This window comes from Pseudomonas sp. AF03-9, assembly GCF_020515815.1.
Lineage (GTDB): Bacteria > Pseudomonadota > Gammaproteobacteria > Pseudomonadales > Pseudomonadaceae > Aquipseudomonas.
In genome coordinates, this window is record NZ_JAHPJF010000014.1 from 58,449 (window position 1) to 71,624 (window position 13,176).

Consider the following 13,176-nt stretch of genomic DNA (forward strand, 5'->3'; position numbering starts at 1 on the left):
GGAGAACCTTGGTGAGCGTCGTTAGGTGGCTAATGATAAGCCATGCAGCCCACTTCGTCCCGGCAACGCTGATCATATGTGGGAGCTGGCTTGCCTGCTCCCACAAGGTCCGCGGCGGTCTCAGGTAATGGGTGCTGGGTTGAACAAGGTGATGTCGTTATGCAGCTTGTGATGCTCAGCCCACGTTTGCTTCTTGCCGCTGGCCACGTCCAGATAGAAGTGAAACAACTCCCAACCCAGCTCCTCGATGCTCGCCCGCCCAGTTGCAATACGCCCAGCGTCGATATCGATCAGGTCCGGCCAGCGCTGCGCCAACTCCGTGCGCGTCGACACCTTCACCACCGGCGCCATCGCCAGCCCGTAAGGCGTGCCACGCCCTGTGGTGAACACATGCAGGTTCATCCCCGCCGCCAACTGCAAGGTGCCGCAAACAAAGTCACTGGCCGGCGTCGCGCAAAAAATCAGGCCCTTGCCCTTGAAGCGCTCGCCCGGACCCAGCACGCCACTGATCGCGCTACTGCCGGATTTGACGATCGAACCCAGGGACTTTTCGACAATATTCGACAACCCGCCCTTCTTGTTGCCCGGCGTGGTATTGGCACTGCGATCGGCCTCGCCCTTGGCCAGGTAGCGGTCGTACCAGTCCATTTCCCGGACCAGTTCCTCGGCGACTTCCTTGCTCTCGGCGCGCGAAGTCAGCAGGTAGATGGCATCGCGGACTTCAGTCACTTCGGAAAACATCACCGTCGCCCCGGCCCGCAGTAACAAATCCGAGGCATAACCCAGCGCCGGGTTGGCGGTGATCCCGGAAAACGCATCGCTGCCCCCGCACTGCATGCCCAGGATCAGTTCCGAGGCTGGCACGGTTTCGCGGCGGCGTTGATCGAGTTTCTTCAAGCGCGTCTCAGCCAGGGCCATGATCTGCTCGATCATCTCGGTAAAGCCATGGCTGGAATCCTGGAGCCGATACAACCACGGCTCGCTCAAATCGACCGAGCTGTCGTTGTCGTGCATCACCTGCCCGGCCTGCAATTTCTCACAGCCCAGGCTGATCACCAGGGCTTCGCCCCCCAGGTTCGGGTTGCGGGCCAGGTTACGCACGGTGCGGATCGGGATGTAGGCATCCGTCGCGGTAATGGCCACGCCACACCCGTAACTGTGGGTCAGCGCCACCACGTCATCGACATGGGGGTACTTGGGCAGCAACTCGTCCTTGATGCGCTTGACCGCATGGTCCAGCACCCCGGTAACGCACTGCACCGTGGTGGTGATACCGAGGATATTGCGCGTACCGACGGTGCCGTCGGCGTTGCGATACCCTTCGAAGGTGAAACCCTCCAACGGTGCCTGGGTTTCAGGCACCTCGGTGGACAGTGGCAGGCTGTCCAACGGTGGCGCGGTGGGCATGCGCAGTTGATCTTCCTGGACCCAACTGCCACGGGGAATCGGCGCCAAGGCGTAGCCGATGGTCTGGCCGTAGCGAATAATCTGACCGCCCTCGGGAATATCTTCCAGGGTCACCTTGTGGCTCTGGGGGATGAAATCCACGGTCACCAGGCCGTCCGGGAACTCGGTCCCGGCCGGTACGCCCTGGTCATTGACCACGATCACCACGTTGTCGCGCTCGTGCAAACGGATGGAGCGCGGCGAGTCGGCATGTTCAATCAACTGCATTACATCGCCCCTCAGGAATGCGCTTGGGAAAGATTGGTCAGCTCAGGGCCCTTGCTCGGCGGCTCCTTGAGCACTACGCGCTTGATCGGGCCGACGATGACCAGGTAACTGAACACCGCCACCAGCGCGTTGGCGCCGACAAACACCAGGGCCCATTTGAACGACCCAGTGGTGCTGATGATGTAGCCGATGACAATCGGCGTGGTGATCGACGCGAGGTTACCGAAGGTGTTGAACAAGCCGCCACTAAGGCCGGCGATCTGTTTCGGCGAGGTGTCGGACACCACCGCCCAACCCAGTGCGCCAACGCCTTTGCCAAAGAAGGCTAACGCCATGAAGCCCACCACCATCCATTCAATATCCACGTAGTTGCACGCCACGATGCTGCTGGAGATCAGCAGGCCACCAATGATCGGCGCCTTGCGGGCGAAGGTCAGGGAATGGCCCTTGCGCAGCAGGTAGTCGGAAATCACCCCACCCAGCACACCACCGATAAACCCGCAGATCGCCGGCAACGAGGCGATGAAACCGGCCTTGAGGATAGTCATGCCACGGTCCTGCACCAGGTACACCGGGAACCAGGTCAGGAAGAAATACGTGATGCCGTTGATGCAGTACTGGCCCAGGTACACACCGAGCATCATGCGATTGGTCAGCAACTGACGAATGTAATCCCACTTCGGCCCGTCGGTTTTCTTACCTTTGCCCTTGTCCTGGTCCATATCGACCATCGCGCCATTGGCGGCGATGTGATTGAACTCGGCTTCGTTGATCAGCGGATGCTGGCGCGGGCTGTGGATAACTTTCAGCCAGATCAGCGAGAACAGGATGCCAATCACCCCCATCACGATAAACACGTGCTGCCAACCGAAGCTGTAGACGATCCAGCCCATCAACGGCGCGAACAACACCGTGGCGAAGTACTGCGCCGAGTTGAAAATCGCCGAGGCCGTGCCGCGCTCCGCCGTAGGAAACCACGCCGCCACAATACGGGCATTTCCGGGGAACGACGGCGCTTCGGCCAGGCCCACCATAAAGCGCAGCATAAACAGCGCGACCACGGCGGTGGAGACACCGAACTCACCCACATAGCCTTGCAGCACAGTGAACAGTGACCAGGTGAAGATGCTCAGGGCATAGACTTTTTTCGAGCCAAACCGGTCCAGCAGCCAGCCGCCAGGAATTTGCCCTGCCACGTAGGCCCAACCGAATGCAGAGAAGATGTAACCGAGGGTGACCGCGTCGATGCCGAGGTCTTTTTGCAGGCTGGAGCCCGCGATAGCGATGGTGGCCCGGTCGGCGTAGTTGATCGTGGTCACCAGAAAAAGCATGAGCAATATCAAATAGCGGACGTGGGTCGGCTTGGTCGCTTGCATGTAGAAGTACTCCCACTAATTATTTTTTTTGCGGGTAATGGTCTGGTTGTCTCTGAGGACCGCTTTTATGTGGGAGCCGGGCTTGCCCGCGATACAGGCACCTCGGTGTGTCAGGCACACACCGGTGATGCTATCGCAGGCAAGCCAGCTCCCACAGGAACCGGTGCCAACAGGTAGTGCGTGTTACGAACCGATGTAGCTGGTTTTTACGACGGTGTAGAACTCTTGCGCATAGCGACCTTGCTCACGCGAACCATAGGATGAGCCCTTACGGCCACCGAATGGAACGTGATAGTCCACACCGGCAGTCGGCAGGTTGACCATCACCATCCCGGCCTGGGAATGACGCTTGAAGTGGTTGGCGTACTTGAGCGAGGTGGTGGCGATACCCGCCGACAGGCCGAACTCGGTGTCGTTGGCCATGGCCAGCGCCGCCTCGTAATCGGCTACGCGCACCACGTTGGCCACCGGGCCGAAAATCTCTTCACGGCTGATGCGCATCGCGGCTTCGCTGTCGGCAAACAGCGTCGGCGCGAGGAAGTAACCCTCGGTGTCGCACGTCACCAGGCCGCCACCGCTGACCAGCCGCGCGCCTTCGCTTTGGCCGATGTCGATGTACTTCAAGTCCTGGTCCAACTGGGCCTGGGAAACCACCGGGCCGATGTCGGTCCCGCTTTTGAGGGCGTGGCCGACTTTGATCGACTTCATGCGTTCAGCCATGGCCGCGACGAATTGGTCGTGGATACCGGCGGTGACGATCAGGCGACTGGAGGCCGTGCAGCGTTGGCCGGTGGAGTAGAACGCGCTTTGCACCGCCAACTCGACGGCCTGCTTGAGGTCGGCGTCGTCGAGAATGATCTGCGGATTCTTGCCGCCCATTTCCAACTGCACCTTGGCCTGGCGCGACACACAACTGACCGCGATCTGGCGCCCGACACCCACGGAGCCGGTAAAGCTGATGCCATCGACTTTCGGGCTGTTGACCAATACGTCGCCGACCACACGGCCGCTGCCCATCACCAGGTTGAACACGCCGGCGGGGAAACCGGCGCGGGAGATGATGTCCGCCAGGGCCCAGGCACAGCCCGGCACCAATTCAGCGGGCTTGATCACTACGCAGTTGCCGTAGGCCAGGGCCGGGGCGATCTTCCACGCAGGGATGGCGATCGGGAAGTTCCACGGGGTGATCAGGCCGACTACGCCGAGGGCTTCGCGGGTCACTTCAACATTGACGCCCGGGCGCACCGACGGCACGTAGTCACCGGACAAACGCAGGCATTCACCGGCGAAGAATTTGAAGATGTTGCCGGCACGGGTCACCTCGCCAATGGCTTCGGGCAGGGTCTTGCCCTCTTCTCGGGCCAGCAGCGTGCCGAGTTCTTCGCGGCGGGCGAGGATTTCACTGCCGACTTTATCCAGGGCATCGTGGCGCGCCTGAATTCCCGAGGTGGACCACGCCGGAAAGGCGGCACGTGCCGCATCGATGGCGGCGTTGACTTGGCTGACATCGGCCTTGGCGTATTCGCCAATCACATCGGACAAGTCCGACGGGTTGAGGTTGACGCAATAGTCGGCACCGGCCACCCATTGGCCGTTGATGTAGTTTTCAAAACGCTGGGCTTGGGACACGAATCTTCTCCTGACGCAAAAGGCCGCTGATCTCTCAGCGGCCTTGTAGATAAGTTATTGCGCGCCTTGCTTGTCGATCAGCGCGGCCAGGGCTTCATATTCTTCCGGCAACAGGTCGGTCAGCGGGGTGCGCACCGGGCCTGCGTCGTAGCCGGCGATCCTGGCGCCAGCCTTGACGATGCTCACGGCATACCCGGCCTTGCGGTTACGGATGTCCAGGTAAGGCAGGAAGAAGTCGTCGATGATCTTGGAGACCGTGGCGTGATCGTCCTTGGCAATCGCGTGGTAGAAGTCCATCGCGGTTTTCGGGATGAAGTTGAACACCGCCGAGGAGTACACCGGCACGCCCAGGGCCTTGTAGGCAGCGGCGTAAACCTCTGCAGTCGGCAAGCCGCCGAGGTAGCTGAAACGATCACCGAGGCGACGGCGGATCGAGACCATCAACTCAATGTCGCCCAGGCCGTCTTTGTAGCCGATCAGGTTCGGGCAGCGTTCGGCCAGGCGTTCCAGCAGTGGTGCGGTCAGGCGGCAGACGTTGCGGTTGTACACCACCACACCGATTTTTACCGATTTGCACACGGCTTCAACGTGGGCGGCAACCCCGTCCTGGCTGGCTTCGGTGAGGTAGTGCGGCAGCAGCAACAGGCCTTTGGCGCCGAGACGTTCGGCTTCCTGGGCGTACTCGATGGCCTGGCGGGTCGAACCACCGACACCGGCAAGAATCGGCACGCTGGTGGCGCAGGTATCAACCGCGGTCTTCACCACTTGGGAATATTCGCTGGCGGCGAGGGAAAAAAACTCACCGGTGCCGCCGGCAGCGAAAAGCGCCGTGGCGCCGTAAGGGGCCAGCCACTCCAGACGTTTGATGTAACCCGCCTGGTGGAAATCACCCTGGGCGTTGAAATCGGTCACGGGAAAAGACAGCAGGCCGTGGGAGAGGATGGACTTCAGTTCTTGTGGATTCATTATTCGAACACCCTGGGCAAAGACTTTCTGGCGAAAGGTTGTTGTTGGTTTTGATGATGTCGTACGTCATCGTACAACTATAAAAAGATTCGTCAACTGCAATTCGTCGACGTTGATCCACGAGTGGGTGTTCTGCATCTTCGCTTGACGTAGGAAAGTATTCCTCTATGCTTGCGATAACTGTATATACATACAGTTATTAAGGAAAATTCCTACGACATAGCAAGGAGCTAACATGTCAGGTCTTGAACTCGCAGCACCCGTAAAAAACCCTCCTGTCCTGCGCTTCGAAGGCGGCGAACACACTGCCATCGGCGACGATACCCTGTTGCGTTTCGCCAAGGACGCTGCGGCCATCCCAGCCCGACAAGTGCAGTTGCACCTGCCCAACGGGCTGGCACTGACCTACGGCCAGATGATTGCGTTGGGCGGTGATTTCTATGGCATCCCGGGCCAGCCCATCAGCGATGGCGCCTCCCCTGCCGAACGCGTGCAACGCTTCACGGCCGCGTTCAACTCGCTGGCGGTGTTGCCGGCCTCGCGAGAGGAAGCAGGCAAGATCCTCGCGGTGATGCAAAAGGAGATCAATGCGGTCAACCAGGCGATCAGGGACGGCAAGCAAGCCCATGAAGCCTACGACGCACTCGGTGATACGTTGTCCGAAGAGTGGAACCGCATCACCGGCGGCGGCAGCGCGGTTTCGGCCCTGGTGCCATTGGGGCGTTATTTGAAGTTGGCGGCCGACAATGCCGACCACTTCGGCGAGTGGGCGTTGTCGGCGTATCTAGCAGGGCACACGGCGGCCTTGCAGCAGGCGGTGGTGGCGCATCAGACCGGCACCGACCAGGCACTGGAACTGGCCTACGCCATGAACAGTTTTGCCGATCACTTTTTGACCGACCTGTTTTCCGCCGGGCACTTGCGCGTTCCACGCAAACAGCTAGCCGCCGTGGTCACGCCGGGTGAGCTGGGTTCGCTGATCAGCCGCTTTATGCACGACGAAGACAGCAAGTTCGGGCTCAAGGTGCGCAATGCGCTGGGGGATCAATGGCACGCGTATGGGGACAAACGCTACTTCGACGCCATCGATGCGGACAATCGGACGCAAGTCAAACGTGCGGTGCAGGCCTCAGCCGATGAAGTCTTCGAAACGTTTATCAGCGGCGTGGCGCCCTCCCCGGCCAATTTCAAGGCGCCGTTGTATGTGCCCGACTTGAACGCCGTACAAAACCCGGCGAACAACTTTTCGCCACTGTTCAAGATGGAGGGTGACAAGGTGCTGCGCCGCAAGGACGTGAATGACCTGAACGACAAGCACTGGACGGATGATTGGTGGGGGTGGAGTACGTATCTGTTGCTCAAGGACTACAAGCCCAACCAACCGGCCAGTTAAGTAAACACGCCATCCGAGACACTGGAGATCAAAATGTGGGAGCGGGCTTGCTCGCGAAGGCGGTGTGTCAGTCTGCACATGCATTAACTTAAAGGACGCATTCGCGAGCAAGCCCGCCCCCACACTTGGATTGCTTTACACCCGGCACAACTCGGTTGCCTGCTTTAACCGCGCTGCGCTTCTGCCTCTTCGTGGGCATGGCGCAGTCGCTCACGGCTGTTGGTCAGGTGCAAGCGCATCGCCGCACGTGCCGCATCCGAATCCTTACGGGCAATCGCCTCGTAGATCTCTTCGTGCTCACGACTCAGGCGCCCCATGTAGTGCTGCTGGTCATCATGGGCCAGGCGTGCCGAATTCAGCCGCGTGCGCGGAATAATGCTGGTGCCCAGATGGGTCATGATGTCGGTGAAGTAGCGGTTGCCGGTGGACAGGGCAATTTCCAGGTGGAAAGCGAAGTCGGAGGCCACCGCGTCGCCGGCGTGGGCCGCGCTTTCATTCAGGGCATCGAGGGCTGCGCGCATGGTCGCCAGTTGCGCGTCGGTGCGGCGCAGGGCGGCCAGGCCGGCAGACTCGACTTCCAGGCTGATCCGCAGCTCGAGGATCGCCAGCACATCACGCAGGGTCACGACGGTGGCCGGGTCGATACGGAAACCGCTAGGGCTTGGGGTATCCAGCACAAAGGTGCCGATCCCGTGGCGGGTTTCGACTTGTCCGGCGGCCTGCAAGCGCGAGATCGCTTCACGTACCACGGTGCGACTGACGCCATGGGCTTCCATGATCGCCGACTCGGTGGGCAGCTTGTCGCCACGCTTGAGTTCGCCGTCGCGGATCTGCTCGGACAACACCGTGACCAATTCCTGGGCAAGGCTGCGGCGCTTGCGGGGGAGACGCGGGGCGGTGTTGGCGTTTTCCATGATGAATCATCTTTCTCGGTGAGCTTGAGGGAGCATCATAGCCCATGGCGGTTGTACGATCACCGTCCAGGCACGACTTTCATCTATATCCCGAGCGCAAAAAAAATGCCCCGGCACAAGCCGAGGCATCTTTCATGGCTGGCCCGAAGGCGGCAGCCGGTTACTTCACCACTTTCAAACTCGGCCGGCCGCTTGGGCGCGGTGGCTCGGTATCCGGTGGCAGATCATCGCCGTCTTCGCTGTCGATCGATTCGTCATCCTCGAAAGGCGACTCCAGATCAAACACCATGCCTTGGCCATTTTCCCGGGCATAGATGCCGAGGATGGCGCCAATCGGCACGAACAGCGTATGCGGCACACCGCCGAAACGCCCTTCGAAGCTCACCGCCTCGTTGTCCATGTGCAGGTGGCGCACGGCACTGGGCGATACGTTCAACACAATCTGTCCGTCACTGGCAAAACCCTGCGGAACCTGAACCGCAGGAAATTCGGAATTGACCAGCATGTGCGGGGTGCAATCGTTGTCCACAATCCACTCATAGAGCGCGCGGACCAAGTAGGGTCGACTGGAGTTCATCAGCGGCTCCTTAAGCCTTAGCGCATATCGCGTTCGACACCAGACAGACTCGCCTGGAAAGCCTCACGCGCAAACTGGCGCTCCATATAATCAAGCAGCGGCTTGGCCGGCCGCGGCAGTTCAATACCAAGAATCGGCAAACGCCAGAGTATCGGTAATAGGCAGCAATCGACCAAACTTTGTTCCTCACTGAGGAAAAAAGGTTTATCGGCGAACAACGGCGAAACGCCGGTCAGGCTTTCGCGCAATTCCTTACGCGCTTGCGTGCGAACAGCTTCTTTTGTGCGCGAATCCAGAATCACGTCCACCAGCCCGCACCAGTCACGCTGGATCCGATGGATCAGCAGGCGGCTGTTGGCACGTGCCACCGGGTACACCGGCAGTAAAGGCGGATGCGGGTAACGCTCATCCAGGTATTCCATCACTACGGTCGACTCCCACAACGCCAGGTCACGATCGACCAGGGTGGGCAAGCTGCCGTACGGGTTCACTTCGATCAGTTTCGGCGGATGACGGCCCGCCTCCACACTGATGATCTCGGCGCTGACACCCTTCTCGGCGAGCACGATACGCACTCGGTGGGAATAGTGGTCGGCGGGGTCGGAGTAACAGGCCAACCGATTGGTCACGCCCATGGCGGTCCTCCTCGCTTGTTGAAATTATCGAAAGCTCAAAAACGAGCGCGCCCAGAGAGCATCTCTGTAACAACCTGTTGAACCGGGTCGCTACGTATTCAGAGATGCCGCTGGGCGCGCAAGATTAACAGCAATTGCTTACGGTTGGATCAATGCACATCCTTCCAGTATTCGCGTTTGAGCAGATAGGCGAATACGAAGAAGAAGGCCAGGTACAGCAACACATACGTACCGATGCGCTGGTGCTGCAGTTTGACCGGGTTGGCCGAGTAGGCCAGGAAGGTCACGAGGTTTTTTACTTTCTCGTCGAACTGCTCTTCATTCAGCGCTCCGGTCTTGGGCACGATGGTCAGTTGATCGCACGCTTCGTGAGTCAAAGGCGTGCCAGTCAACGGGTCATATTGCTTCTTACCGTTTTCAACGACCTGAACCTGCTTGCATCCTACCACTTGGCGACCCTGCAGGCCGACCAGAACGTTCGGCATGCCGACGTTCGGGAAGACTTTGTTGTTCACGCCGTATGGGCGCGACGGGTCTTCATAGAACGACTTGAGGTAGCCGTAGAGCCAATCGGTGCCACGTACACGGGCGACCAGGGTCAGGTCGGGCGGTGCCGCACCGAACCAGGTCTTGGCGTCAGCCGGCTGCATGCCGATGCTCATGTGGTCGCCGATCTTGGCGCCGCTGAACACCGCGTGACTGAGCATCACGTCATGGGGGATACCCAAGTCATCGGCGACACGCTCGTAACGCTGGAACTTGGCGCTGTGGCAGCCCATGCAGTAGTTGGTAAAGGTGCGCAGACCATCCTGCATGGCGGCCTTGTCGGACACGTCGATGTCGACCTTTTCCAGCTCAGGGCCACCGTGCTCGGCAGCGAAGGACAGCAACGGCAGGGCCGCAAGCATCAATGCAACGAATAATTTTTTCATCAGCCAGTCACCCTTTCCGGAACCGGTTTGGTCTTCTCTAGCCGGGTATAGAACGGCATCAGAATGAAGTAGGCGAAATACAGGAAGGTGCAGACCTGCGACAGCAACGTACGCTCAGGGGTTGGCGCCAACACGCCGAGGACACCCAGGATCACGAAGGCAATGCAGAACACCCACAGCCAGATTTTGCTCAGCCAACCCTTGTAGCGCATGGACTTGACCGGGCTGCGGTCGAGCCAAGGCAACACGAACAGCACCGCGATGGCCGCGCCCATGGCGATCACGCCCATGAGTTTGTCGGGGATCGCACGCAAAATTGCGTAGAACGGCGTGAAGTACCAGACCGGGGCAATGTGCTCAGGGGTCTTGAAGGCGTTGGCCTGTTCGAAGTTAGGCTTCTCGAGGAAATAGCCGCCCATCTCCGGGAAGAAGAACACGATCGAGCAGAACACGAACAGGAACACCACTACGCCGACAATGTCTTTCACGGTGTAGTAAGGGTGGAACGGAATGCCATCCAGCGGGATGCCGTTCTCGTCCTTGTGCTTCTTGATGTCCACACCGTCCGGGTTGTTCGAACCCACTTCGTGCAGTGCCAGGATGTGCAACACCACCAGGCCCAGGATCACGATCGGCAAGGCCACCACGTGCAAGGCGAAGAAGCGGTTCAGGGTGATCCCCGAGATCAGGTAGTCACCACGGATCCACTGGGTCAGGTCGTTGCCGATCACCGGGATCGCACCAAACAACGAGATGATCACCTGGGCGCCCCAGTACGACATCTGGCCCCAAGGCAGCAGGTAGCCCATGAAGGCTTCCGCCATCAGCGCCAGGTAGATCAGCATGCCGAACACCCATACCAGTTCGCGAGGCTTCTGGTACGAGCCGTAGAGCAAGCCGCGGAACATGTGCAGGTAGACGACGATAAAGAACGCCGACGCGCCAGTGGAGTGCAGCAGGCGCAGGATCGAGCCGTACTCGACGTCACGCATGATGTATTCGACGGAGGCGAACGCTTCTTCAGCCGACGGCGTGTAGCTCATCGTCAGCCAGACCCCGGTGACGATCTGGTTGACCAACACCAGCAGCGCCAGGGAACCGAAGAAGTAGAAGAAGTTGAAGTTCTTTGGTGCGTAATATTTGCTGAGATGGTCTTCCCACATTTTAGTGGCGGGGAAGCGCGCATCCACCCAATCCATGAACTTGCTCATCACGCGTTCTCCTTATCGAGGCCAATGACAATGAGGTCGTCAGTTTCGTAAGTATGCGGAGGCACGGGCAGGTTCAAAGGCGCGGGCTGAGACTTGTAGACGCGACCGGCGAGGTCGTAGTGCGAGCCGTGGCAGGGGCAGAAATAACCGCCAACCCAGTCTTTGCCCAGATCGACCGGGGCGACTTCCGGACGGAACGTCGGCGAGCATCCAAGGTGAGTACAAAGACCGACCAACAGCAGAATCTCTGGCTTGATCGAACGCGCTTCGTTTTTGGCGTAGGCGGGTTGGTCGGACTTCTCGGATTTCGGGTCAGACAACTGGCCTTCGATCTTCTTGAGATTGCCCAGGATTTCCTCAGTACGACGAACAATGAAGACCGGCTGGCCGCGCCACTCAGCAATCATCTGCTGACCTGGTTCGATCTTGCTGATATTCACCTTCACCGGTGCACCTGCGGCTTTCGCCTTGGCACTGGGAAACCATGACCCCACGAACGGGACCGCAGCCCCCACCGCTCCTGCAGCACCCACCACGGATGTGGCTGCTACCAAGAAGCGACGCCGGCCTGCATTCACGCCGTCATTGCTCATTCAGTCCTCTCCCATCAGCTTTTTGGCCTGTTAAATCAGGCGTCTACTAAGTGTTGAATCTTTGCTTATAAAAATTTTGCCGAATGGTAATGAAAAGCCCCACGTATGACAAGGGAATTGCCCGGGGCTCAGCCTCCAGGCCCTGTAGTATAGGGGGTCTACGGATGTGGCAAGTTGTCACGCACAAATTTGTGCATAAATCGCAGGCAATAAAAAACGCCCAGCTCCGTAAGGAGGCTGGGCGCTTTTGTGGAACGTAAAGCGAATTAACGCTTCGAGTACTGCGGACGCTTACGCGCTTTACGCAGACCGACTTTCTTACGTTCAACTTCACGAGCATCGCGAGTCACGAAGCCAGCTTTGCGCAGAGCGCCACGCAGGGTTTCGTCGTACTGCATCAGAGCGCGAGTGATACCGTGGCGGATTGCGCCAGCTTGACCACTTACACCGCCACCGATAACGGTGACGTAGATGTCGAACTTTTCAACGGTCTCGGTCAGTTCCAGCGGCTGACGAACTACCATGCGGGCAGTTTCGCGGCCGAAGAAGTTGTCCAGGGAGCGGTTGTTGATCGAGATGTTACCAGTGCCCGGACGCAGGAAAACGCGTGCGGTTGCGGTTTTGCGACGGCCAGTGCCGTAATTTTGAGTCGCCGACATAATGAACTATTCCGTTAAAACTTCAGTTCTTGGGGCTGCTGAGCAGCATGAGGGTGTACAGCGCCCGCATAGACTTTCAGCTTGCGAAACATATCGCGACCCAGTGGGCCCTTAGGCAGCATACCTTTGACCGCGATTTCGATCGGGGCTTCAGGCTTCTTGGAGATCAGGCCTTCGAAGTTCGAAGACTTGATGCCACCTGGGAAACCGGAGTGACGGTAGTACATTTTGTCTTGAGCTTTGTTGCCGGTAACACGTACCTGCTCAGCGTTGATGATCACGATGTAGTCACCGGTATCAACGTGAGGGGTGTATTCAGGCTTGTGCTTGCCACGCAGACGGCTAGCGACTTCAGTGGCCAGACGACCCAGAGTCTGACCAGCGGCGTCGACGACAAACCAGTCGCGCTGAACTGTTTCCGGTTTTGCAGTATAAGTAGACATTCTTTAATAGCCTCAGGGGCCGCCCTGTAAATTAGACGGCGGATCTTACTGAATAGTGCGTACTTTGACAAGTCAAAGGCAGCCGGATACAGACGCTATCGGGGGCTCGGGTCGGCGCGTCCGTTCAACGGCAAGATTCTTCGGCAGGCGGCGCATCACTTCCACTGCAGAAAG

Annotated in this window: 13 protein-coding genes; 1 reads left to right on the plus strand and 12 read right to left on the minus strand. The window is 59.0% G+C overall.

Features of this window, described 5'->3' with window-relative positions; translation table 11 throughout:
- Positions 1-120 precede the first annotated feature (120 nt).
- The 4 genes from garD to kdgD all read right to left on the minus strand — a co-directional run bounded on the left by garD (position 121) and on the right by kdgD (position 5,645).
- Positions 121-1,674: a galactarate dehydratase gene (garD, locus tag LIY36_RS18015; protein WP_226456476.1), complete on the minus strand. Its 1,554-nt coding sequence runs from the start codon at positions 1,672-1,674 to the stop codon at positions 121-123.
- A gap of 11 nt (positions 1,675-1,685) precedes the next feature.
- Complete coding sequence (locus LIY36_RS18020; RefSeq protein ID WP_192297692.1) at positions 1,686-3,050, minus strand: MFS transporter; 1,365 nt, start codon at positions 3,048-3,050, stop codon at positions 1,686-1,688.
- Between the two features lie 183 nt (positions 3,051-3,233).
- Positions 3,234-4,679: an aldehyde dehydrogenase family protein gene (locus LIY36_RS18025; RefSeq protein ID WP_192297693.1), complete on the minus strand. Its 1,446-nt coding sequence runs from the start codon at positions 4,677-4,679 to the stop codon at positions 3,234-3,236.
- A gap of 54 nt (positions 4,680-4,733) precedes the next feature.
- Positions 4,734-5,645, minus strand: coding sequence for a 5-dehydro-4-deoxyglucarate dehydratase (gene kdgD / locus LIY36_RS18030; RefSeq protein ID WP_192297694.1), 912 nt, complete (start codon positions 5,643-5,645; stop codon positions 4,734-4,736).
- 235 nt (positions 5,646-5,880) lie between these two features.
- Between kdgD and LIY36_RS18035 the strand changes: the two genes are divergently transcribed.
- Positions 5,881-7,038, plus strand: a complete 1,158-nt coding sequence (locus LIY36_RS18035) for a phospholipase (RefSeq protein WP_226456477.1) — start codon at positions 5,881-5,883, stop codon at positions 7,036-7,038.
- A 164-nt stretch (positions 7,039-7,202) separates the two neighbouring features.
- On the opposite strand, the gene LIY36_RS18040 is transcribed toward LIY36_RS18035, so the two are convergent.
- From LIY36_RS18040 to rplM, 8 genes are all read right to left on the minus strand, one after another.
- Positions 7,203-7,952, minus strand: a complete 750-nt coding sequence (locus tag LIY36_RS18040) for a FadR/GntR family transcriptional regulator (RefSeq protein WP_226456478.1) — start codon at positions 7,950-7,952, stop codon at positions 7,203-7,205.
- 160 nt (positions 7,953-8,112) lie between these two features.
- Positions 8,113-8,529, minus strand: a complete 417-nt coding sequence (locus tag LIY36_RS18045) for a ClpXP protease specificity-enhancing factor (protein WP_192297697.1) — start codon at positions 8,527-8,529, stop codon at positions 8,113-8,115.
- A 17-nt stretch (positions 8,530-8,546) separates the two neighbouring features.
- Positions 8,547-9,164, minus strand: coding sequence for a glutathione S-transferase N-terminal domain-containing protein (locus tag LIY36_RS18050; RefSeq protein WP_192297698.1), 618 nt, complete (start codon positions 9,162-9,164; stop codon positions 8,547-8,549).
- A gap of 149 nt (positions 9,165-9,313) precedes the next feature.
- Positions 9,314-10,096 carry a cytochrome c1 gene (locus tag LIY36_RS18055; RefSeq protein WP_192297699.1) on the minus strand — a complete coding sequence of 261 codons (783 nt, stop codon included), beginning with the start codon at positions 10,094-10,096 and terminating at the stop codon, positions 9,314-9,316.
- A complete protein-coding gene (locus LIY36_RS18060) occupies positions 10,096-11,307 on the minus strand; it encodes a cytochrome b (protein WP_003171746.1) in 1,212 nt (403 codons plus the stop codon). The genes LIY36_RS18055 and LIY36_RS18060 overlap by 1 nt, the downstream gene beginning before the upstream one ends.
- Positions 11,307-11,900 (minus strand): ubiquinol-cytochrome c reductase iron-sulfur subunit, encoded by a 594-nt coding sequence (petA, locus tag LIY36_RS18065; RefSeq protein ID WP_027604843.1) that lies wholly within the window; start codon positions 11,898-11,900, stop codon positions 11,307-11,309. The genes LIY36_RS18060 and petA overlap by 1 nt, the downstream gene beginning before the upstream one ends.
- Before the next feature lie 266 nt (positions 11,901-12,166).
- Positions 12,167-12,559 carry a 30S ribosomal protein S9 gene (rpsI, locus tag LIY36_RS18070; RefSeq protein ID WP_002555064.1) on the minus strand — a complete coding sequence of 131 codons (393 nt, stop codon included), beginning with the start codon at positions 12,557-12,559 and terminating at the stop codon, positions 12,167-12,169.
- A 14-nt stretch (positions 12,560-12,573) separates the two neighbouring features.
- Positions 12,574-13,002, minus strand: a complete 429-nt coding sequence (gene rplM, locus LIY36_RS18075; protein ID WP_226456479.1) for a 50S ribosomal protein L13 — start codon at positions 13,000-13,002, stop codon at positions 12,574-12,576.
- Between the last annotated feature and the right edge of the window lie 174 nt (positions 13,003-13,176).

What these genes read in the sequence shown, in the direction of transcription:
- LIY36_RS18040 (WP_226456478.1), bottom strand. Translation starts at nt 7,952, where the DNA reads ATGGAAAACGCCAACACCGCCCCGCGTCTCCCCCGCAAGCGCCGCAGC.
- rplM (WP_226456479.1), bottom strand. Translation starts at nt 13,002, where the DNA reads ATGTCTACTTATACTGCAAAACCGGAAACAGTTCAGCGCGACTGGTTT.
- petA (WP_027604843.1), bottom strand. Translation starts at nt 11,900, where the DNA reads ATGAGCAATGACGGCGTGAATGCAGGCCGGCGTCGCTTCTTGGTAGCA.
- LIY36_RS18035 (WP_226456477.1), top strand. Translation starts at nt 5,881, where the DNA reads ATGTCAGGTCTTGAACTCGCAGCACCCGTAAAAAACCCTCCTGTCCTG.
- kdgD (WP_192297694.1), bottom strand. Translation starts at nt 5,645, where the DNA reads ATGAATCCACAAGAACTGAAGTCCATCCTCTCCCACGGCCTGCTGTCT.
- LIY36_RS18050 (WP_192297698.1), bottom strand. Translation starts at nt 9,164, where the DNA reads ATGGGCGTGACCAATCGGTTGGCCTGTTACTCCGACCCCGCCGACCAC.
- LIY36_RS18060 (WP_003171746.1), bottom strand. Translation starts at nt 11,307, where the DNA reads ATGAGCAAGTTCATGGATTGGGTGGATGCGCGCTTCCCCGCCACTAAA.
- LIY36_RS18055 (WP_192297699.1), bottom strand. Translation starts at nt 10,096, where the DNA reads ATGAAAAAATTATTCGTTGCATTGATGCTTGCGGCCCTGCCGTTGCTG.
- LIY36_RS18020 (WP_192297692.1), bottom strand. Translation starts at nt 3,050, where the DNA reads ATGCAAGCGACCAAGCCGACCCACGTCCGCTATTTGATATTGCTCATG.
- rpsI (WP_002555064.1), bottom strand. Translation starts at nt 12,559, where the DNA reads ATGTCGGCGACTCAAAATTACGGCACTGGCCGTCGCAAAACCGCAACC.
- garD (WP_226456476.1), bottom strand. Translation starts at nt 1,674, where the DNA reads ATGCAGTTGATTGAACATGCCGACTCGCCGCGCTCCATCCGTTTGCAC.
- LIY36_RS18045 (WP_192297697.1), bottom strand. Translation starts at nt 8,529, where the DNA reads ATGAACTCCAGTCGACCCTACTTGGTCCGCGCGCTCTATGAGTGGATT.